This is a genomic window from Providencia manganoxydans, from assembly GCF_016618195.1.
GTDB lineage: Bacteria > Pseudomonadota > Gammaproteobacteria > Enterobacterales > Enterobacteriaceae > Providencia > Providencia manganoxydans.
Map to the genome: position 1 here is coordinate 2,506,321 of NZ_CP067099.1, position 21,174 is coordinate 2,527,494.

20 protein-coding genes are annotated in these 21,174 nt (G+C 38.9%); 8 read left to right on the top strand and 12 right to left on the bottom strand.

Going from position 1 to position 21,174, the window contains the following annotated elements; all coding sequences use genetic code 11:
• Nucleotides 1-3 precede the first annotated feature (3 nt).
• From sirB1 to hemA, 4 genes are read right to left on the bottom strand one after another with little or no spacing between them, the layout of a single operon-like run.
• Nucleotides 4-813 carry an invasion regulator SirB1 gene (gene sirB1 / locus JI723_RS11195; RefSeq protein ID WP_272579747.1) on the bottom strand — a complete coding sequence of 270 codons (810 nt, stop codon included), beginning with the start codon at nt 811-813 and terminating at the stop codon, nt 4-6.
• Nucleotides 813-1,658 carry a peptide chain release factor N(5)-glutamine methyltransferase gene (gene prmC / locus JI723_RS11200; RefSeq protein ID WP_335674147.1) on the bottom strand — a complete coding sequence of 282 codons (846 nt, stop codon included), beginning with the start codon at nt 1,656-1,658 and terminating at the stop codon, nt 813-815. The genes sirB1 and prmC overlap by 1 nt, the downstream gene beginning before the upstream one ends.
• A complete protein-coding gene (gene prfA / locus JI723_RS11205) occupies nt 1,658-2,740 on the bottom strand; it encodes a peptide chain release factor 1 (RefSeq protein WP_070929648.1) in 1,083 nt (360 codons plus the stop codon). Before prfA ends, prmC begins: the two co-directional genes overlap by 1 nt.
• A 31-nt stretch (nt 2,741-2,771) precedes the next feature.
• Nucleotides 2,772-4,034: a glutamyl-tRNA reductase gene (gene hemA / locus JI723_RS11210; protein WP_070929649.1), complete on the bottom strand. Its 1,263-nt coding sequence runs from the start codon at nt 4,032-4,034 to the stop codon at nt 2,772-2,774.
• Nucleotides 4,035-4,571: 537 nt separating this feature from the next.
• Between hemA and lolB the strand changes: the two genes are divergently transcribed.
• The 3 genes from lolB (at nt 4,572) to prs (ending at nt 7,114) form a co-directional block, all read left to right on the top strand.
• Nucleotides 4,572-5,231, top strand: a complete 660-nt coding sequence (lolB, locus tag JI723_RS11215; protein WP_070929650.1) for a lipoprotein insertase outer membrane protein LolB — start codon at nt 4,572-4,574, stop codon at nt 5,229-5,231.
• Nucleotides 5,228-6,103 (top strand): 4-(cytidine 5'-diphospho)-2-C-methyl-D-erythritol kinase, encoded by an 876-nt coding sequence (gene ispE / locus JI723_RS11220; protein ID WP_140179244.1) that lies wholly within the window; start codon nt 5,228-5,230, stop codon nt 6,101-6,103. Before lolB ends, ispE begins: the two co-directional genes overlap by 4 nt.
• Before the next feature lie 63 nt (nt 6,104-6,166).
• Nucleotides 6,167-7,114 carry a ribose-phosphate diphosphokinase gene (gene prs / locus JI723_RS11225; RefSeq protein ID WP_006661866.1) on the top strand — a complete coding sequence of 316 codons (948 nt, stop codon included), beginning with the start codon at nt 6,167-6,169 and terminating at the stop codon, nt 7,112-7,114.
• 244 nt (nt 7,115-7,358) lie between these two features.
• On the opposite strand, the gene ychH is transcribed toward prs, so the two are convergent.
• Nucleotides 7,359-7,631 carry a stress-induced protein YchH gene (gene ychH, locus JI723_RS11230; protein WP_070929652.1) on the bottom strand — a complete coding sequence of 91 codons (273 nt, stop codon included), beginning with the start codon at nt 7,629-7,631 and terminating at the stop codon, nt 7,359-7,361.
• 294 nt (nt 7,632-7,925) lie between these two features.
• Between ychH and pth the strand changes: the two genes are divergently transcribed.
• Nucleotides 7,926-8,516, top strand: a complete 591-nt coding sequence (gene pth / locus JI723_RS11235) for an aminoacyl-tRNA hydrolase (RefSeq protein WP_070929653.1) — start codon at nt 7,926-7,928, stop codon at nt 8,514-8,516.
• A gap of 120 nt (nt 8,517-8,636) precedes the next feature.
• Nucleotides 8,637-9,728 carry a redox-regulated ATPase YchF gene (ychF, locus tag JI723_RS11240; RefSeq protein WP_070929654.1) on the top strand — a complete coding sequence of 364 codons (1,092 nt, stop codon included), beginning with the start codon at nt 8,637-8,639 and terminating at the stop codon, nt 9,726-9,728.
• Nucleotides 9,729-10,089: 361 nt separating this feature from the next.
• Here the strand turns inward: ychF and JI723_RS11245 are convergent, their stop codons facing one another.
• Nucleotides 10,090-10,668 (bottom strand): NAD(P)H-dependent oxidoreductase, encoded by a 579-nt coding sequence (locus JI723_RS11245; RefSeq protein WP_272579745.1) that lies wholly within the window; start codon nt 10,666-10,668, stop codon nt 10,090-10,092.
• 318 nt (nt 10,669-10,986) lie between these two features.
• Here JI723_RS11245 and dkgB point away from each other — a divergent pair, with 318 nt between their 5' ends.
• Nucleotides 10,987-11,790 (top strand): 2,5-didehydrogluconate reductase DkgB, encoded by an 804-nt coding sequence (gene dkgB, locus JI723_RS11250; RefSeq protein ID WP_070929674.1) that lies wholly within the window; start codon nt 10,987-10,989, stop codon nt 11,788-11,790.
• 32 nt (nt 11,791-11,822) lie between these two features.
• On the opposite strand, the gene yafC is transcribed toward dkgB, so the two are convergent.
• Together yafC and JI723_RS11260 are read right to left on the bottom strand one after the other, a co-directional pair.
• Entirely contained in the window at nt 11,823-12,722 is a 900-nt protein-coding gene (gene yafC, locus JI723_RS11255; protein ID WP_272579744.1) for a DNA-binding transcriptional regulator YafC, read from the bottom strand.
• A 258-nt stretch (nt 12,723-12,980) separates the two neighbouring features.
• Complete coding sequence (locus JI723_RS11260) at nt 12,981-13,868, bottom strand: LysR family transcriptional regulator (protein WP_140179205.1); 888 nt, start codon at nt 13,866-13,868, stop codon at nt 12,981-12,983.
• Nucleotides 13,869-13,991: 123 nt separating this feature from the next.
• Here JI723_RS11260 and JI723_RS11265 point away from each other — a divergent pair, with 123 nt between their 5' ends.
• Nucleotides 13,992-15,641, top strand: coding sequence for an alpha-keto acid decarboxylase family protein (locus JI723_RS11265; protein WP_337979966.1), 1,650 nt, complete (start codon nt 13,992-13,994; stop codon nt 15,639-15,641).
• A 72-nt stretch (nt 15,642-15,713) separates the two neighbouring features.
• Here JI723_RS11265 and JI723_RS11270 read toward each other — a convergent pair whose 3' ends face one another.
• From JI723_RS11270 to dbpA, 4 genes are all read right to left on the bottom strand, one after another.
• Nucleotides 15,714-16,691, bottom strand: a complete 978-nt coding sequence (locus JI723_RS11270; protein WP_272579743.1) for a Gfo/Idh/MocA family protein — start codon at nt 16,689-16,691, stop codon at nt 15,714-15,716.
• An 89-nt stretch (nt 16,692-16,780) separates the two neighbouring features.
• The gene (locus JI723_RS11275) at nt 16,781-17,938 is read right to left on the bottom strand and encodes a TPM domain-containing protein (RefSeq protein ID WP_272579742.1); all 1,158 of its coding nucleotides are present in this window, start codon (nt 17,936-17,938) and stop codon (nt 16,781-16,783) included.
• The gene (locus JI723_RS11280; protein ID WP_272579741.1) at nt 17,938-18,531 is read right to left on the bottom strand and encodes a LemA family protein; all 594 of its coding nucleotides are present in this window, start codon (nt 18,529-18,531) and stop codon (nt 17,938-17,940) included. The genes JI723_RS11275 and JI723_RS11280 overlap by 1 nt, the downstream gene beginning before the upstream one ends.
• A 212-nt stretch (nt 18,532-18,743) precedes the next feature.
• The gene (gene dbpA, locus JI723_RS11285) at nt 18,744-20,117 is read right to left on the bottom strand and encodes an ATP-dependent RNA helicase DbpA (RefSeq protein WP_272579740.1); all 1,374 of its coding nucleotides are present in this window, start codon (nt 20,115-20,117) and stop codon (nt 18,744-18,746) included.
• A gap of 508 nt (nt 20,118-20,625) precedes the next feature.
• On the opposite strand from dbpA, the gene JI723_RS11290 reads away from it, so the two are divergent.
• The gene (locus tag JI723_RS11290; RefSeq protein ID WP_070929679.1) at nt 20,626-21,168 is read left to right on the top strand and encodes an RNA 2'-phosphotransferase; all 543 of its coding nucleotides are present in this window, start codon (nt 20,626-20,628) and stop codon (nt 21,166-21,168) included.
• Nucleotides 21,169-21,174 lie beyond the last annotated feature (6 nt).

A 21,174-nucleotide genomic window follows, 5' to 3' on the forward strand; every position in this document is an offset into this window, starting at 1 on the left:
AAATTAATGTAACACTACAGGAAGATTATCTAATGAATATATCTGAATTTTAATCATTTCAGAAACAGGATCTTCTGGGCAATGTTCAATAAAGTAGTTTAAATCATTCAACGCAACATGATTACAATCTAAATGTGCGAGGATTAACCCACGATCACGGATTTCATAAGGGTCTTCAGGATCTAACGCCAGTAATGTTTCACAAACCCTTAGTGCCAATTCCATCTTTTTTTCTTCCATCAATGATGCTTTCAGCGTGTCAAATAATTTACGAATAATCACACTGTTTTCCGCAACATCAAGTTGATCGTCATCAAGGTCAGAGTATGGATCGACTGTTCCTTTAAGCCAAAGATTTAATGTATGCCACGATAACGTTTCACCATTAACTGGGTTTATGAACCATTGAGAACCATCATTTTTTTGTGCCAGCAAAAGTAGCTGGGTTGGAAACACCGCTGGCTCTATAGCAATATCAAGTTTCTCGGCGATATATAGGAATATTGAGCCTAATGAGACGGGTGTACCTCGTTTTGAGGCCAAAACCTTATCTAACCAAAGCATATCAGATAAAGCATAAATACCATCTGCTCCACCAAAGCGCCACTGCTGATAAAAAAGGCACAGCAACTGATTTATCTTGCTTTCATTATCAGCCTGTAAATCGATAACCGCTTTAGCTGTCTCTACTAAGCTATCTAACTGAGCTTGAACCTGCATCAGAGGAAAATCTACACGAACGTTTTGCGAGACCATCATAATACCTTCACTTAAAGGTATTTTATTGAATTCAATATTTTTTATGGTTTTCATCACTCTTCCACTGCTTTATTCCACTGCCCAAGCGAAATTCTATCTCGGCCGCCATAATCTAGGCAGGTTTCAATATTGCTAAATCCATATTGTTCAAACAGTTTTCGTACCGCTGCACCTTGTTGCCATCCATGTTCAACCAGCAGCCAACCCTTCGGTTTAAGATATCCTTTCGACTTGGAAACAATATGGTCTAAATCTGACAATCCTTGATTATCTGCCACTAATGCAGTCAAAGGCTCAAATCTTACATCGCCTTGCTGTAAATGAACGTCATTTCCATCAATATAAGGTGGATTACTAACAATCATATCAAAATGTTGATTGAAAAGAGCCTTATACCAATCACTTTGCAAAAACTGCACATTATTTATAGCTAAACGCTGTTGATTGCTTTGTGCCAGAGAAACTGCTTCAGGATTGAAATCGATACCGACAACTGTGCTATCCAAACGTTCAGAAGCAAGAGCCAATGCAATTGCCCCTGTCCCTGTCCCTAAATCTAAAATGTGACAAGGCTGTGCTGGCAAACGTATTAAGGCTTGTTCAACAAGACATTCAGTGTCAGGACGAGGGATAAGTGTTGCAGGTGAGACAAATAATGGCAAAGACCAAAATTCACGTTCACCAATGATGTAAGCAATGGGTTCACCTTGCTCTCGGCGTTGCAACAAAGATTCTAAGTGATCTTGCTCTACGAGTTTTAACTCTGTCTCCGCAAATGCAAAAATAAATGTTCGCGTTTGCCTAGTGACGTGTTGCAATAAAATCTCTGCGTCTCGTTTAGCACTGTCGCTATTTGACAGCCTAGCAACAGCTAGGCTCACCCATTCACCGTACTGCATTAGTCTTGCTCAGATAATGCAGAAAGTTGGTCAGCTTGATATTCGTTAATAATTGGCTGAATTAACGTATCTAGTTTTCCTTCCATGACTTCGTCTAAACGGTATAGGGTTAGGTTAATTCGATGATCCGTTACCCTACCTTGAGGAAAGTTATAAGTACGGATACGATCAGAACGATCTCCAGAACCTAATAAATTACGACGCTCCGAAGCTTCTGCGGCTTGACGTTTATCCATTTCAGCTTGACGAATACGAGCTCCCAACACTGACATCGCTTTAGCTTTGTTTTTGTGCTGTGAACGTTCATCCTGACATTCAACTACAATACCTGTTGGAAGGTGAGTAATACGAATCGCTGAGTCGGTGGTGTTAACGTGCTGTCCACCCGCACCAGAAGAACGGAAAGTATCAATACGCAAGTCAGCAGGACTAATATCAGGTAGTTCAGCTTCAGGTAATTCAGGAAGGATTGCGACCGTACATGCCGATGTATGAATACGCCCTTGCGATTCAGTTTCAGGCACACGTTGAACACGATGACCACCCGATTCAAATTTCAGGCGTCCATAGACACTTTCACCCGATATTTTTGCGATAACTTCTTTATAACCGCCGTGCTCACCATCACTGGTACTCATTAGCTCAACACGCCAACGATTTGCTTCTGCAAAACGGCTATACATACGGAATAGATCTCCCGCAAAAATAGCCGCTTCATCACCACCTGCACCCGCACGAATTTCAAGAAAACAGTTGTATTCGTCATCCGGATCTTTTGGTAATAATAGTAATTGTAACTGCTGCTCTAGCTCTTCATTGCGCGTTTTTGCTTCTTTCAGCTCTTCTTGAGCCATTTCTTTCATTTCAGGATCATCTAGCATCATTTCTGCTGTTTCGATATCCTCTTGAACAGTTCGCCATGCGGTAAAACATTTTGCGACATCAGTCAGTTGAGCATACTCTTTTGATAGGGCGCGAAAACGCCCCTGATCAGCAATCACACCTGCATCGGCAAGGTGTGCTTGAATTTCTTCATAGCGTTCCTGTAATGCTTCCAGTTTTGCGACAATAGAAGGCTTCATTCGTTATATCAGACCCATGATTAAAATGTGGTTATTGATGGTTCAGCCCTAAGCTGTCCCTAAGTAGATTCAGGCGCTCCACATCACCATCTCCAGCAGCTTGCTGTAAAGACTTTGTCGGTGCGTGGATCAAGCGATTGGTCAATTGTTGGGTAAGTTGCGTAATAACTTGTTCAGGATCTGCACCCTGACTAATTGCCGCGAGTGCTTTTTCTGTCATACCCGCGCGGATTGCCTCTGCTTGCGCTCTGTAATCGCGAATTGTAGACACTGCTGCTTGCGAGCGCAACCAATCCATGAAATGGCTGCTTTCTTGTTCAACAATAAATTCAGCTTCGACAGCAGCAGCTTTACGTTGTGCTAAGTTTTGCTGAATAATGGATTCAAGATCATCAACGGTGTACAAATAAACATCTCGTAATTTTTCAACATCTTCCTCGATATCACGAGGAACTGCGATATCAATTAGTAACATTGGTTTATTACGGCGTACTTTCATCGCTCGCTCCACCATACCTTTACCAATAATAGGTAATGGGCTAGCCGTCGAGCTGATCACAATATCTGCTTGCGCTAAACGCGTATCAATATCAGAGAGTGTGATCACTTCAGCGTTAACTTCACTGGCTAATAATTGAGCGCGCTCGCGAGTACGATTGGCAATCATCATGCGCTGTACGCCATGCTCACGTAAATGGCGGGCCACTAATTCAATCGTTTCCCCTGCTCCCACCAGCAGTATATTCAAATGTTTAAGTGATTCGAAAATTTGCCTTGCTAGTGTACATGCGGCAAAGGCCACAGAGACAGCATTAGCGCCGATTTCAGTTTCAGTACGAACACGCTTAGCCACTGAAAATGACTTTTGAAATAAACGCTCTAGCTCACTGGAGAGTGAATGATTATCTTGAGAAAGTGCAAAGGCTTTTTTGACTTGCCCAAGAATTTGGGGTTCGCCAAGCACTAATGAGTCTAACCCACTAGCAACACGCATTAAATGGCTAACGGCTTGATCACCCTCATGCCAATACAAGCTAGGCTTTAAATCTTTGTCAGTGATATTATGAAATTCACATAGCCATGCAATCAACTGTTCTTGCGCCTGCTCTTGCGATTCCAAGCTAAGGTACAGCTCTGTTCTATTACACGTCGACAGCACAACACCACCGCTAACTTGAGGCTGTTGTAATAACTGCTCAAGTGCATGGTCTATTTTTTCTGGTCCAAAAGTGACCCTCTCACGCAGAGCCACTGGTGCCGTTTTATGGTTGATGCCTAAGGCTAATAGGGTCATTGTGCTTAATTACATTGCTCACATTGCTAATTAATTATTCAACAGTAATCATATTACCGTGATTTGTTTACCTACTATTGTAGATGATCCGAGCCGCGCTTTCTACGCCCTGCTAATAATCAAAGATTATAAAGATGATCAAGGCCAGATTTTGGCAGAGAAAATTGATGGCTATTTCATCACATACCTTATTGTTATTATAAAAGTTTACATCGCATAAGCTTACAAATGTACTCTTTATTTTATTATATATAATAAGGTATTCCCTATATCAATAATAGGTATCTAAAATGCAATAATTTGGCACGTAACGCAAACCGTAGTTATAGCTAATTGTATAGATAGGCAAATCAGCCTCAATCTGATTGATAATTTAGCGTTTTTCGCGCACTATTTTATTCAGTTCACCCTGTTTTCACTATTATCATTGCTAATGAAGACGTTTTCTTCACTGACAATAACAGGTTACACTTCGGTTTGGGCCTAGGTTTTGATAGGCCACCATTTATTTTCACTAAATGATTTTTGAGAGTCGCTATGCAACTGTTCACTACTTGGGCTACTTATCGCTCTATCACAACACGGGGTTTGTGGCGTTTACTGCCGCTGTCGTGTTTATTGCTAACCGCATGTGTCTTCAACAAACAAACAACAACAGGAACTGGCTCAGCATCCGACCCTCAATGGAAAACACATTTACAAGAACTTAATGCCCTACGAGATTATCAAACACGTGGCTCGTTTGTTTATAACGGCGGGGAAACCAAAACTTACGCTAAATTTTTCTGGCAACAATATACGCCTGAAAAATACCGTCTATTATTAACTAACCCATTGGGTAGCCGCGAATTAGAATTAACAGTCGAACCTGATTTAGCTCGCCTTACGACTAAAGATGGGCAAACTCACATGAGTGACGTACCTTCAGAGTTGATTTATCAACTCACTGGAATGGAGATCCCTCTTGATGACCTCACCGCATGGCTAACAGGCTCCCCGGGACGTGCAACTGAGTTTGAACTTGATGAAAACCATTTACTGAAATCAATAACGTTCCAACAAAATGGTGAAACGTGGCAACTCAACTATCTTTCTTATGATAAAAGTACTTCGCCAATGTTGCCAAGTAACCTAGAGTTACGCCAAGGTTCACGACTGATTAAACTCAAAATGGATAGTTGGACGCTACAGAAATGACTTTGACATGGCCCTCGCCCGCAAAATTAAATCTATTTCTTTACATCACAGGTCGTAGAGCTGATGGGTATCATGAACTACAAACGCTATTTCAATTTCTAGATTATGGCGATGAAATAACCATCTCAACCCGAACTGATAACCAAATCAATTTACTGACGCATATGGAAGGCGTCGAGCCCGAACAAAATTTAATCGTTAGGGCAGCCAAATTGTTACAACACTACTGCCACGAAATACTTAAACTCACACACCCCCTAGGCGCGGATATTACTATTCATAAAATTTTACCTATGGGAGGAGGTATCGGTGGCGGTTCTTCAAATGCGGCTACTGTGTTAGTCGCATTAAATGAACATTGGGGGACTCAAATTTCTGATGATGTGTTAGCCGATCTAGGTAAAAGCTTAGGTGCAGATGTGCCAGTGTTTGTTCGTGGTCATGCCGCTTTTGCCGAAGGAATTGGTGAAATTTTGACACCAGCGTCACCTAAAGAGAAATGGTATTTGGTCGCTCATCCCGGAATTGAAATCTCAACCCCGATGATCTTCACAGATCCGCAATTAAATAGAAATTCTCCAAAACGCTCACTAGCCGCATTATTACTGGCTCCGTACGCAAATGATTGCGAAACAATTGCAAGAAAACGTTTTCGTGAGGTTGAACAGCTCGTTTCTTGGCTGTTACAATATGCACCGTCTCGCCTAACAGGAACAGGTGCGTGTGTTTTTTCTGAATTTGAAACACAGGCTGCTGCCTTGCAGGTGTTAAATAAAGCCCCATCGTGGGTGCAAGGTTTCGTCGCTCAAGGGGTGAACGAATCACCATTGCACAGATTCCGCGCTGGGATAACCCGTGTATTGCACCAATAATCACGACTTAATCGTTTTATTGGTCAACAATATCTCTCTGGACGCAAGCCTGAGGTTTTTCTCGTGCCCGATATGAAGCTTTTTGCTGGTAACGCTACACCGGAACTAGCACAACGTGTTGCTAACCGCCTTTACACTAATCTTGGAGACGCGGCTGTTGGTCGTTTTAGCGACGGCGAAGTCAGTGTTCAAATTAATGAAAATGTCCGCGGTGGTGATATCTTTATCATCCAGTCAACTTGTGCACCAACCAATGATAACCTGATGGAACTGGTTGTTATGGTCGATGCGCTACGCCGTGCATCTGCTGGTCGTATTACCGCTGTTATTCCTTACTTCGGTTATGCAAGACAGGATCGTCGCGTACGTTCTGCCCGTGTACCAATCACCGCTAAAGTTGTTGCCGATTTTCTGTCCAGTGTTGGTGTTGACCGTGTTCTCACTGTTGACCTACACGCAGAGCAGATCCAGGGCTTCTTTGATGTTCCTGTTGATAACGTGTTCGGTAGCCCTATCCTTCTGGAAGATATGTTACAGAAAGACTTGGAAAACCCAATCGTTGTATCTCCAGACATCGGCGGCGTCGTACGTGCTAGAGCAATTGCGAAACTGTTAAATGACACTGATATGGCTATCATCGACAAACGTCGCCCTCGCGCAAACGTTTCTCAAGTCATGCACATTATCGGTGACGTTTCTGGTCGTGACTGCATTTTAGTCGACGATATGATAGATACTGGTGGCACGCTGTGTAAAGCAGCTGAAGCATTGAAAGAGCGTGGAGCTAAACGCGTATTCGCTTACGCAACTCACCCTATTTTCTCTGGCAACGCTGTAGACAACATCAAAAATTCAGTGATTGATGAAGTCATTGTTTGTGACACAATTCCTCTTTCTCCTGAAATCAAGGCATTGAACAAAGTTCGTACGCTGACGCTTTCAGGCATGCTGGCAGAAGCGATTCGCCGCATTAGTAATGAAGAGTCAATTTCTGCGATGTTCGAACACTAAGAATGACTTAACGGGGTATTATTACCCCGTTTTTTCTATGTGTTTAGACAATTTAAGAAATGTCATAACATTTAAGTAGCGCCCCTACCGTTGTTCATCAACCGTAGGGGCTTTATTTATCACCACGTTTACGTCCATATTTATGCTAAACATAAGGCAAAATAATAAAGGCACTAAAATCAGCACCTTTATGACATTTTTCTTTAAAGTTAAGGGACTCTAAAATAGACGTAAGCCCTATCCACTATGGGTAACGGTGATTATCATGCTTTGAGTCATGATAGTGTTTTATCAACCAGTAGCGGTCTGCCACTTTATCTCTGCCGCCCAATCTTGCGCCGGCAAGCCAAATCATTGCACCGACGAAGATCCCAAATAGTGACCCCATCGTGATCATATCTGGCAAATTAAGGCTAAAAACATGAGAAGATAAATTAACCGCTAAGCTCCCAATCATCGCAATTAACCCTAAAACCATCAAAATATTACCTACTAAAACAGCCGTTTTACGTTTCATATCTACCTCCCATGTCAGTAGACTGATAAGCAAAGCCAGTATTAAATATTCGGAAAATATATATCTTTATGCCTTTATTATAGTGCAATAAGTAAAATTGTTTGCGATGGGTATCACAGGGTGAGACTTTTTCTATTATTTCTGTACAAAAGATGCTTTTTTTAAAAGAATTTTTCCCGAATTATTTTCTTTGTAACTAACTTACCCATAGGCTTAATTCAATTTTGCACATTTAGCCCTTCACGGGGTAAACTAGACCTAATTTTTGACTTAACTGACAGTGAATTCTTAGCCGTGAGCAAAATAAAATTAATTGTTGGCCTTGCCAACCCTGGGGCTGAGTATGCCCAAACTCGTCATAATGCAGGTGCATGGTATGTTGATTTACTTGCTGATCGCCATAACCAACCTCTAAAAGAAGAGCCTAAATTTTTTGGTTATACCGCACGAATTAACCTTAATGGCAATGATGTTCGATTATTAGTACCAACAACCTTTATGAATTTAAGCGGTAAGTCAGTATTGGCCATCGCTAATTTCTATCGTATTAATCCTGATGAAATTTTAGTCGCCCACGATGAATTAGATTTACCACCCGGCGTTGCTAAAATGAAATTGGGTGGTAGTAATGGTGGCCACAACGGCCTGAAAGATATCCAAAACAAATTTAGCAATAACCCTAACTTTTATCGCTTACGTATCGGTATTGGTCATCCAGGAGATAGAAATAAAGTGGTTGGCTTTGTGCTCGGTAAACCGCCTGTTTCAGAGCAAAAGCTGATCGATGAAGCTATCGATGAATCATTAAGATGTACCGATATTCTACTCAATGATGGAATAGAAAAGGCAATGAATCGCCTGCATAGCTTTAAAGCTACCGCTTAATTAGAAGCAGATAAAAGAGTTCATTTCGTTAAAATCAACTTTTTGTGTATAATCAGCGCCAATTTTCTAACATTTAGGGCAGCACTCGCCTGCCCCTTGTGATTTTAAGGTGAGAAACATATGGGTTTTAAATGCGGTATCGTTGGTCTGCCTAACGTGGGTAAATCTACACTGTTTAATGCATTGACCAAAGCCGGCATCGAAGCAGCCAACTTCCCTTTCTGTACGATTGAGCCGAATACGGGTGTTGTGCCAATGCCAGACCCACGTCTTGAACAATTGGCTGAAATTGTCAAACCACAGCGTATTTTGCCTACCACAATGGAATTTGTTGATATTGCAGGTTTGGTAAAAGGGGCATCTAAAGGTGAAGGTTTAGGTAACCAATTCCTAACGAATATCCGTGAAACTGAAGCTATCGGTCATGTGGTTCGTTGCTTTGAAAACGACAACATTATCCACGTAGCAGGCCAAGTAAATCCAGCTGAAGATATCGAAGTTATCAACACTGAGCTAGCATTGGCTGACCTTGATACTTGTGAACGCGCTATTCATCGTGTTCAAAAACGCGCAAAAGGCGGTGATAAAGATGCTAAGGCAGAGTTAGAAGCATTACAAAAATGCTTACCGCACCTTGAACAAGCAGGCATGTTGCGTACTTTAGATCTCAGCCCTGAAGAAAAAGCTGTGATCCGCTATTTAAGCTTCCTGACATTAAAACCCACTATGTACATTGCTAACGTCAATGAGGATGGTTTCGAAAATAACCCATTCTTAGATATGGTGTACAAAATTGCAGAAGCAGAAGGTTCTGTTGTCGTTCCTGTATGTGCCGCTATCGAATCTGATATCGCAGAACTTGATGATGAAGAACGTGATGAGTTTATGGCAGATTTAGGCATTGAAGAGCCTGGTTTGAACCGTGTTATTCGTGCCGGTTATCAACTGCTTAACTTACAAACTTATTTCACCGCTGGCGTGAAGGAAGTTCGTGCATGGACTATCCCTGTTGGTGCTACAGCACCACAAGCAGCGGGTAAGATCCACACTGATTTTGAAAAAGGCTTCATCCGCGCTCAAACTATCGCGTTTGATGACTTTATCAAATACCGTGGTGAGCAAGGTGCAAAAGAAGCAGGTAAAATGCGCGCTGAAGGTAAAGATTATATTGTTCAAGACGGCGATGTACTTAACTTCTTATTTAATGTGTAAGCCGACTTTTAATTTTTAAGTATCACTTCATAATAAAACAGCATAAAACGTATGATATTCACTGGGTTTTATGCTGTTTTTTGCCATTCTGAGTTTTATAATACTTCGCTATTGATTGGATCTTGATGTAAGTACAATACATATATTTTTTATGAAGATAATCCTCTTTGCTTGCGAACAAATTCGGATTGGAAATAAGAAAAGCATTGTTCAATCTAGAGAGATTGTGGAGTGAAGCTCTTTCCCATAACAACATGAAATCGTTATTGTATGGATTACAAAAGAATAGAAAAAGTTATTTTCGGCGGTTAATACTTAGAAGGTTGAGCTTATTTAGGAAAACTCAACCTTCTGACTTTAATTATTTAAAAATGTCAATAAGGTGAGTTTTGTATTCACGAATATACTTTTCAACATCCGTTTCTTTGATTACATCATTAACCATAAAAGTTGGAAATTTTTTCAATCCTAGGAATTGCTGTGATTTGTGAAAGGCAAAATAAACACCATCTACACCACGGCCATCAAAAAAGTTATCAAACTCTTCAAATGCATCAATTGGTGCATTCCAAGTCACTGAAAGCATGTATTTTCTTCCATGCAGTAATCCCCCTGTACCATATTGTTTTTTTGGATCTTGTCGGGTACGTCCATCATTTGCATACAAATAACCATGACCAAGAGTATAAACATCATCCATATACTTTTTTACTGTCCAAGGCATCATCATCCACCAACCTGGCATTTGATAAATTATGGTATCTGCCCAAAGAAATTTTTTAACTTCATCTTCCACGCTGTAGCCTGATTCAATATGCGTTTCTTGAATAGTGTGCCCTAATTCACTTAAGCTATTTTTTGCTACATTATGTAAAGTACGATTGAGTTGGCCGGCAGAATGTGCAAATGTTTGCCCGCCATTCAGAAGGAGAATTTTCACTTGTATTGCCTTATTTATTAATTGCTAAGTTGTATTTAGGCTAACAAACTAAAATAAAGATAAAAAGCCAAGTCATGCCAATCCATTAGTTACCCACTCGACATACTCAGATTAATATTTCATTAATTAATAGATCACGGTTTTTTTATTAGTTAAAAATAACACCAAAATCACAATTTAAAGTTAAAATAACAATTTCGAGCGATTGTTGATTTTTTAGCAAAAGTCTATTGAATTTATTGCTATTTTTGTCAGTATCATTAGCGCGTATTCTCTATTGCATACAAATTATTAATGAAATCTAAGAGAGATAACATAATGACTATTCCTGTAATCGGCGTTGGTACATTCCGTTTAAAAGATGATGTAGTAATTGATTCAATAAAAAATGCGTTAGATGTTGGTTATCGAGCTATTGATACTGCGCAAATTTATGACAATGAAGCCGCTGTTGGGCAAGCTATTGCTGAAAGTGGTGTTTCTCGAGATGAACTTTATATAACCACAAAAATTTGGATTGAGAATTTAAGTAAAGATAAACTCATCCCTAGTTTGAAAAAAAGCTTAAGTGACTTACAAACTAATTATGTTGACTTAACTCTCGTACACTGGCCATCTCCAAATGATGCTGTTTCTGTAGAAGAGTTTATGCAGGCTTTATTGGAAGCCAAAAAACAAGGATTAACTCGAGAAATTGGTATTTCTAATTTCACCATTCCATTAATGGAAAAAGCAGTTGCCGCAGTTGGCGCAGAAAATATTGCGACAAACCAAATTGAATTATCACCTTACCTACAAAACAAAAAAGTTGTTGAGTGGGCAAAACAACATAATATCCACATTACATCTTATATGACGTTAGCATACGGCAAAGCATTAAAAGATGAAACTATCGCGCGTATTGCACAAAAACACAATGCAACACCCGCTCAAGTTATTTTAGCTTGGGCTATTGGTGAAGGATATTCTGTTATTCCATCATCGACAAAGCGTGAAAACTTATTAAGTAACTTACAAGCAACGCGATTACAGTTAGACAGTGATGACAAAACTGCCATCGCAAAATTAGATTGTAATGATCGCTTAGTTAGCCCTGAAGGTTTGGCGCCAAACTGGGACTAATTGTTTCCAGTATTTTCAGAAGCCATAATTCGTTATGGCTTCTGAATTTCTGAAATATATTGAGTTAAACTATCAATAAAAACGCGAATACGTTGACTAACTACTCGGTCACTGTAATAAACCGCATGAAATGGCAAAGGAATAGTTTGTAACTCTTCTTTTAATACTTCAATAAACTGACCACTTTGAATGTCTTTATTGACCATAAAGTCAGACAAACACGCAATTCCATTGCCAGCTAAGCAAAGCTGCCTTAACGTTTCCCCACTATTTGATGATATTCCATCAGTTACTTCAATTAATTGTCCATCTACAGTTTTAACTGGCCATATATTTAATGAAGCAGGTTCCGTAAAAGTGAGACATGTATGGTTGAAGAGATCTTGAGGCTGTACAGGTTCGCTATATTGCTCAATGTAGTCTGGTGAAGCAATAATCTTACGATAGCTATTAAACAAAGGGCGAGCTCGTAAGCTAGAATCATTGAGCTGTCCAGCACGTATCGCAACATCCACTTTTCGTTCTATTAAATTAACAAAAGTTTCTGATGAAACCAAAGATAAATGAATATCAGGATATTGTTTACGAAAAATAGAAGTGAAAGGAATTAGGATATGCAACACAATTGGTGTTGCTGCATCAATCCGCAATAAACCTTTTGGTGAGTGCTGTGCTTCATATAATTCATTCTCTGCCTCTTGCATTGCCTGTAAAATAACTTTCATCCGTTGAAAATAGAGTTCACCTTCTGTAGTTAAGTCAATTTGTCTAGTTGTACGGTTAAGCAAATTGACACCCAATTTTTCTTCTAACTTTTTGACGATTCGGCTCACAGCTGAATTTGCCAAATTGAGCTTATCCGCTGCTTTACTAAAGCTTTTTTGCTCTACTACTTCAATAAATACACGAGCTTCTTCGGATGTTGCTTTCATAATAGTTTTCTTATTAAAGATAAATGATCAAACAGATGATGGTTTATAGTAGCAAAAATTGAAGTTCAAATGGCATGTAAAGTAACATTGCACATCATTCGATTAAGATATTCATCAATAATAAACCACCATATAATTCATAATATTGTCTCAAGTCTATGCTATTTATTTTTCATTGTGTTTCTTAACAACCTCTATAAATTTGGTGATTAAGATATCATACAAAAAACCTAAGAAGTTTTATTAAGATCCATATCACTATTGGTTCTTTAATATTTCCCTCGACAAAGCATTCCATGCTTGTGCTTTTCGAGTTTGAGAGCCATTTTTTAATGTTGCCAGCGCCAATTCATAGGAAAGCACAGGTTCAATCACAGGGATGATTGCTACCCCATCTGTTCTGGTTTTATTCCACATGCTGCCCGGAAGCAATGTAATGCCAACCCCTGCTCTCACCATGGCGGTGACTAAATCAAGATGACTACTACGACCTGCAATTATCGGTTTCTTACCATAAAGACCACAAGCACTAGTGACTAATTCATTAATTCGGAAATCATCTGAGAAAAAAATAAATGGTTCATTAAGCAGTTCAATAAATTTGACTAAATGACGCTGTGCTAAAGGATGTTGTTCATTAACTAATAACATAAGGCGGTCAGTGGAGAAAACATGTAAATCAAAACGCTCATCATCAAGTGGTAGCATCACCGCGGCAGTTTCCACATCACCATTTAACATCGCATCCATCATTTTTCGCGTCCCTAATTCAATAATTTTTAATTCGACTAAAGGATAGCGTTGACTGAAAGCTAATATGATATCGGCAAAATAAGTTGAAGCGATAACAGGGGGTAATCCCACATGTAAAACCCCTTCTAATGGACCTGATTTTTCCTTTAATGCCTTATTCATTTGGTTGAATTGCTCAAGGATCTGTTTAGCATGGATCAGTAATATTTCCCCTTCATCAGTAAGACTGACGCCATCAACCTCTCTAATTAATAATTTATAACCAAGCTCTTGTTCAAGTTTTTTAATACTTCGGCTGATCGCCGGTTGGGTAACAAATAAACTGTCTGCGGCTCGGCTAAATCCATTGAATTGCACAACTTCAACAAAATAACGCAGTGAACGCACATCCATATCTTATCCCGCTATAAATTTTAGTTATAGATAGAATAATTATAAATAATTTCCTTACAAGTAATATTCACGCTAAAACTAATAATAACTAGAATTATTAACCGTTGAATTATTAGAGGTGATATAATGAAGACAGTTATTGAGCACGTTTTAGCCTGTTTATATGATATTGGGATCCATGACGTTTTTGGTGTGGCCGGAGACTATGCATTTCCCATAGAAGACGCTATCTGTGAAAGCGAAAACATGCGTTGGATCGGCAACTGTAATGAACTCAATGCCTCATACGCCGCAGATGGCTATGCACGAATTAAAGGTTGCGCCGCACTATCAACAACTTTTGGTGTGGGTGAATTAAGTGCTTTAAATGGTATTGCTGGTTCATACGCAGAACACTTGCCAATATTCCATTTAGTGGGGATGCCAGCAAGTGGAGTACAAAAAAATCATAGACTTGTTCATCATACACTCGGCAACGGTAACTTTGATGTGTTTTATAAAATGAGCCAACATATCAGTTGTGCGCACGCAATCCTAACACCAGAAAACTGCATCGCCGAAACCAAACGTTTAATTACTACCGCACTTAATGAACGTCGTCCTGTTTATATCGGGATCCCCTCTGATTATGCGGTTATGCCTGTTGTTACTGATAAAAATACTGATGCTATAACTATGCATAAAAGTAATAGCGAGTCATTATCAGCAGCCGTTACTGCTATTCTAGAAAAACTAAATTCAAGCAAAAAAGCCTGCCTAATCCCTGGGATCCTAAGTGCTCGTTTAGGCTATGCCAATGATGTTCAAAAAATTATAGATAAAACAGGGCTCCCATACGCCACTATGTTTATGGATAAAAGTATAGTTAGCGAATCAAATGCAACCTATATGGGTATCTATAACGGGAAATTGATGAATCCAAAAGTAGGCGAATTTGTTGAAAGCTGTGATTGTATTATAGGGATTGGTGCCGAATTGACTGATTTTAACTCAGGTAGTTTTACTGCAACAATCCAACCTGAAAATCGCATTAATATTCTTGCGGATCATGTCAAAGTCGGTTCTGCCGTTTATCCACAAGTTTATATGAAAGATATATTGGAACAGTTAAAACAACATGCCCCTTCTTTGCAACACCAAGGTATTAAAGCCGAAGGACTTGGCGAGCCAATTCAGGGAGATGATGGAAAAATTACCGCAACCTATCTCTATCCTAGACTTGAAAAAATGTTTCGAGAAGACGATATAATTATCGCTGAAACAGGCACCGCTTCTATGGGACTGGGTTTCGCACGACTCCCTCGTAACGCTCAATTTCACAACCAAACGCTATGGGGTTCAATTGGTTGGGCGACCCCTGCTGCTTTTGGTGCCGCCATTGCAGCTCCTAACCGCCGAGTTATCCTAATTACGGGTGAAGGTTCACATCAACTCACAGCTCAAGAAATTAGTCAGTTCGCTCGTTTCGGGTTAAAACCCATTGTTTTAGTACTAAACAATGATGGCTATTTAATTGAAAGATTACTATGTAACAACCCTGAAGCTTATTATAACGACTTGCCAAAATGGAACTATGCGCAATTGCCTGAGGCACTTGGTTGCCAAGATTGGCACTGCGTACAAGTCACTACCTGTGATGAATTAAATACTGCAATAAGCATTGCTGAATCAATAGATACTGCATCCTATATTGAAATCGTTATGGACAGATACGCAGCATCTGAGCTAGCACAAAAACTCGGTAAATCGAGAGGATCACTGTATTCATTTTAAATAATCCGCGTTAAGCCATTGGGAGCAATCACACATTGCCACCAATGGCTTTATTTAAATAACTTGCATAACTTACTCAAATACTATGCCAACATCATTTCTTGATGTTGTCAGTATTTTTGAAACAATTATTGCCAATTCAAGTAGCTCATGGCACTTTACAAATTGCTTAGAAGCGATTTGATCACGAAAAAATGCAAACTCAAAAATCATAAAGTTTGTATGTTCATTTTGGCTTACTTTTGTCACTTGACCATCAATACAAGCTTCCACTGACTGGCAAAGGCTTGGAGCACCTTCTACACGTATATAACCTTTTGTCCCTTGAATAATGAAATAACCTGGACTTGCTGAATCTTTCGCGCCAGTGCACGTCGCAACCGTTGTACCAAATTGGCATGTAACGACCCCCGACGTATCGATGCCATTATGCCCTTTATTACAAATGTAATGACGACTATCAGGCTCTCCCATCAGTGCAACTAATACATAAATATTATAAAGATTAATATCATACAGAGCACCACCAGCTTGCTTTGGATCGAATGCCGCATGAACATTACCCAGTAAATAATCATCATATCGGCTAGAATATTGTGAATAGTTACCTTGGATCACTTTGATATCACCAATTTTTTCCATATTTTGTTGTATAAATTGGAAGCCTGGGGTGTGTATCGCAGTAATGGCTTCAAATAGATAAAGCCCTCTCTGATGAGATAATAGGACAAGTTCTTGTAGCTGCTGCCATTGTGGAGTAAACGGCTTTTCACAAATAACATGTTTATCAGCCATCAATGCCTTGTATGTATAGTCATAATGCAAATGATTAGGTAAACCAATATAGACCACCTCAATTTGAGGGTCTCGCAGTAACTCTTCATAGTCGCTATACAATTTATTAATGCTAAATTGCTGGCAGATTGACTTACCTTTTTCAATACTTGATGCTCTGACACATAACGCAACGACTTCTATATCTTGCACTTGTGTTAACGCATCAAGTGCAGACATAATAATTTTCCCGGAACCTATGAGTGCTATTTTCATTGGAGTTACCTATTAGTACATGGTCGCTATCATTAAAAGGCTTTAGTGATCGACATCATGCTATATCCGGAAAAAAAAGTCATAATTTATCACCAGCTTCCCGATGCGCCTCCCCCGCCACTAGAGCCACCGCCGCCGCCACTCGATGAGGAGCTAGATGAACTACTCGATGAACTGCTAGATGAGCTGCTATACGAACCTGAATAATCCGATTCACGCCTTGATGAACTAGATGAATATAACGATTTTGTATGAACAATGTCATATCCTGCAATCAAAGCCCATTCCTTTTTCTGACGCCTTGCTATAGGTATAGCCAATCCTAATACTCCCAACAATAGCGGCAATATCAATAAGTTTAAAAAAAGATCCAGAAAAACCATAGCCATCACCGTGATTGGCGTTACTTCTCCATCATAGGCAACCTGAACAAAAAATATTACCAATAATGTTAAAACTATCATCATAGGTGCCATATTCGAAAACGTCGGGAAAAAATATTTGTACTGTAAAAAGTCATTTAATCTCATTAACGTTTTTCGTTTGATTTTGTGGCCTCTAGGCTTGTTCGATTTTTTCGATGAAATTTTATTTTCTTTAGCTTTTTTTATATCTTTATTAATTTTTATTTTTCGTAACCGTGTACCAAATACCAAATTATACATATAACTCAATATGAAAATAGCCAAATAAACACCCATAAAAGGCATTTGAAGTACTTTCAAAAATAACACATTATTCGTCGATTCGATATTTTCAATAGGTTCTCCACTCGCAATTTGAATTGCTGCCTCAATACCTGACTTGATACCTAGATAATAATTTTCAGAACGAAAGTTTGGTGTGATATAATTACGAATAATCCGGCCAGCAATAACATCGGAAAAAACGCCCTCATATCCATATCCAACTTCAAAACGGACTCTATGGTCATTGATCGCAACAACTAGCAGCAAGCCATTATTTTTCTCTTTGTGGCCAATTCCCCAATGATTAAATGCCCTATTTGAAAATTGTTCTATACTCTCACTTCCCGTTGTAGGTAGTATGTATAATAAAAACTGAGAACCATCACCACGCTCATTTTCAAAATTAATTAATTGTTCATTTAATGCTTGATACTCATTTTTCGTTAATAGCCTAGCGCTATCGATTACCCTTTCAGTTCCCCAATTAGGGAGCTTAATCTCATCTGCTAATGTATTAAACCCCAAAAAAATAAGAATAAACAAAAAATTACGTAACATTAGTTAAAGTCCACCACAGGAACACGTTTTATAGTCTGTTCATCATTCACATTGAAACTTGCTTTTTCTTGATAGCCAAACTGGCTAGCAATAAGGTTGTAAGGAAATTGCCTTATTAACGTATTATATTCACGAACAGCTTTAATATAATTCCCCCTAGCTACTGCAATACGATTCTCAGCACCCTCTAATTGCACCATTAAATCTTGATATAGTGAACTGGCTTGTAATTCAGGATATCTTTCAGACACAGCCAATAAGCGAGATAAGGATTGTCCTAGTGCTTGTTGTGCATTTTGATAAGTGGCCATCTCGTTTGGGTCGGTTAGCTGCTGCGCGCTAACACTTATTCGACCAATTGATGCTCTCGCATTTGTGACCTCTTGCAATACATCTTTTTCATAATTGGAATAGCCTTTTACCGTACTAATCAGATTAGGGATTAAGTCTGCACGCCTCTGATATTGATTTAATACTTCTGAGGCACTTGCAATGACAGCTTCATCATTCTTCTGAATAGTATTATAATTAGAAATAAAAATAGTAGAAATAACTACAATTAATATTAATAACAAAATATAAAAAATACGCATACTTATTCCTTTAAGCTTTAAAGTAAAAAACTAGGATATAATTTTAAATTCTACTGTTCTTTATGAATTATATATCGCTAAGCAGTATTGTTAAATACTCAAAATGATAAAATGACGAATGCAATATAATTAACTCAAAATCATATTGCATGGTCAGAAATTTTATTTTATTCCACTTATGTTTGTTAAAAGGAATTTACACTCCCTTTTAACTATTTTAACAGCCGTACTTTAACCGATTTACCTTTAATCTTACCTTGTTGTAGTTGCTTCCACGCATGACGAGCCACAGATTGTTTTAAAGCAACATAAGCATGCATTGGTTGAATGGTTATTTTACCAATGTCTGCACCATCAAGCCCCATGTCTCCCGTTAGAGCACCTAAAATATCACCGGGACGCATTTTGGCTTTTTTACCCCCATCAATACACAGTGTCGCCATAGTGGCTTCAAGAGGTATGATTGCAATACCAGTAGGGAGCGGCTGCCAATTTAGCTTCATATTTAACATTTCTTCTAAAGCATTAGCTCGCTGAGCTTCTTCAGGCGCACAAAGGCTAATTGCTAATCCACTTTCACCAGCTCGAGCGGTACGACCGATACGGTGGACATGGACTTCAGGATCCCATGACAACTCATAGTTAATCACCATTTCTAATGATTTAATATCTAGCCCACGTGCAGCCACATCCGTCGCGACTAAAACACGGCTGCTACCATTAGCAAATTGTATCAATGTTTGATCACGATCGCGCTGCTCCATATCGCCATGTAACACTAAAACACTTTGATGACTGTCAGACAAAGCATCATAAACAGCTTGGCAATCTTTTTTGGTATTGCAAAAAACAACACAAGAAGCGGGTTGTTCTCGGCTCAATAATTTTTGTAATAAATTAATTTTCCCATTACGTGAAACTTCATAGAACTGTTGCTCAACCGCAGGTAATTCATCCACTGAATTGATTTCAATAGTCATTGGATTACGTTGAATTCGCTGGCTTATCGCCGTGATTGCATCAGGCCAAGTTGCTGAAAACAACAATGTTTGCCGCTGGGTGGGTGCATAATCAATGACTTGGTCGATGTCATCAGCGAATCCCATATCCAACATACGGTCGGCTTCATCTAATACTAATGTCTGTAATGCGTCTAGATTAACCGTCTCTTTATTTAAATGATCCAGTAAACGACCCGGTGTCGCAACAATGATGTGAGCTGCATGGATCAATGAATCACGTTGAATACTAAATGGAACGCCACCGCACAATGTAAGTATTTTAATATTCGGCATATAACGCGCTAAACGACGTAGTTCGTTAGCTACTTGATCAGCAAGCTCCCTAGTTGGGCATAATACAAGAGATTGTGTATTAAACTGTTTAGCATCAATATGCTGTAATAACCCGAGCCCAAATGCAGCAGTTTTACCACTCCCTGTTTTTGCTTGTGCACGGACATCTTTTCCGGCAAGGATCAGAGGTAACGCTGCTTCTTGAATAGGCGTCATGGTTAGATAGCCTAGTTCCGTCAGATTAGCGAGTTGCTCCATAGGAAGCGCGTTAAGTTCAGCAAATGAAGTCACAGTGAAAGTTCCGAATAAAATAAGAAAATAAAGCTATTAGCCCATTATGATACTATTCCTTTCCTAGTGTGTCGTGAAAAATTTGTATCTTGTGTTCATTTATTCACCAAGTGGTCTATTCTGAACCAAACATATCTAGGTAATACAGTTCGACACCTATATTTTATTTAAATAATGATAGTTTATTTTCGATGAGTGTTTTTCACTTCAAAAGTGTATTATTTGATATTTTTTAAATTAGAGGATTAATTTAATTGGTATCAATACTTAGTTATAGCGATAAATGTTTAATAGTAAGTTTAAAATATTGCACATAAACAATATCTAATAAACTTTATCATCATAAAGATTAGTAAAATAAATCAATTTAATTCAAGTAATTATATTTTAAATTAAGTATCGACATTACGTGCATCTTGGTTATTATCTTCTATGCTTTTAATTGAGCAGTAATAACACATCGCTATTATGGCAAATAAGGATAGTTTGATTTAACAAGGGGGTTAATATGCAAAAAGATACGATAAAGCTCAGTAAGTTTTTAAGCTATGTTTTACGACATAAACCTGAATCCATAAAGGTCAAATTAGACCCTAATGGCTGGGTTTCTGTCGATACGTTACTCTACCAAGCGAATCAACATGGGTATCCAATAGATCACACCACATTAGAATCTATTGTTGCGACCAATGATAAAAAGCGTTTCAGCTTCTCCACTGATAAAAGTATGATACGAGCGGCACAAGGCCACTCTAGTCAACAAGTCGCAATGGAATTAAGTGAACAGTTTCCACCTCAATATCTTTATCATGGAACAGCTATCCATTTTCTTGAGTCCATTAATCAGCAAGGCTTAATTTCAAAATCACGACATCATGTTCATTTGTCTGATAATGGGTTAACCGCCAAATTAGTTGGCGCTCGCCATGGCCAACCGGTTGTCTTAACCATTGAAGCCAGAAAAATGTTTGAGTCAGGTTATAAATTTTATCTTTCAGATAATCAAGTTTGGCTAACTGATAAGGTGCCATCACAATTTATCTTAGTTTAGCCGCAA

Bases quoted from the DNA above. Each gene is read 5' to 3' on its own strand.
- sirB1 (WP_272579747.1), bottom strand. From the start codon at position 813: ATGAAAACCATAAAAAATATTGAATTCAATAAAATACCTTTAAGTGAA.
- prmC (WP_335674147.1), bottom strand. From the start codon at position 1,658: ATGCAGTACGGTGAATGGGTGAGCCTAGCTGTTGCTAGGCTGTCAAAT.
- prfA (WP_070929648.1), bottom strand. From the start codon at position 2,740: ATGAAGCCTTCTATTGTCGCAAAACTGGAAGCATTACAGGAACGCTAT.
- hemA (WP_070929649.1), bottom strand. From the start codon at position 4,034: ATGACCCTATTAGCCTTAGGCATCAACCATAAAACGGCACCAGTGGCT.
- lolB (WP_070929650.1), top strand. From the start codon at position 4,572: ATGCAACTGTTCACTACTTGGGCTACTTATCGCTCTATCACAACACGG.
- ispE (WP_140179244.1), top strand. From the start codon at position 5,228: ATGACTTTGACATGGCCCTCGCCCGCAAAATTAAATCTATTTCTTTAC.
- ychH (WP_070929652.1), bottom strand. From the start codon at position 7,631: ATGAAACGTAAAACGGCTGTTTTAGTAGGTAATATTTTGATGGTTTTA.
- ychF (WP_070929654.1), top strand. From the start codon at position 8,637: ATGGGTTTTAAATGCGGTATCGTTGGTCTGCCTAACGTGGGTAAATCT.
- dkgB (WP_070929674.1), top strand. From the start codon at position 10,987: ATGACTATTCCTGTAATCGGCGTTGGTACATTCCGTTTAAAAGATGAT.
- yafC (WP_272579744.1), bottom strand. From the start codon at position 12,722: ATGAAAGCAACATCCGAAGAAGCTCGTGTATTTATTGAAGTAGTAGAG.
- JI723_RS11260 (WP_140179205.1), bottom strand. From the start codon at position 13,868: ATGGATGTGCGTTCACTGCGTTATTTTGTTGAAGTTGTGCAATTCAAT.
- JI723_RS11270 (WP_272579743.1), bottom strand. From the start codon at position 16,691: ATGAAAATAGCACTCATAGGTTCCGGGAAAATTATTATGTCTGCACTT.
- JI723_RS11275 (WP_272579742.1), bottom strand. From the start codon at position 17,938: ATGTTACGTAATTTTTTGTTTATTCTTATTTTTTTGGGGTTTAATACA.
- JI723_RS11280 (WP_272579741.1), bottom strand. From the start codon at position 18,531: ATGCGTATTTTTTATATTTTGTTATTAATATTAATTGTAGTTATTTCT.
- JI723_RS11290 (WP_070929679.1), top strand. From the start codon at position 20,626: ATGCAAAAAGATACGATAAAGCTCAGTAAGTTTTTAAGCTATGTTTTA.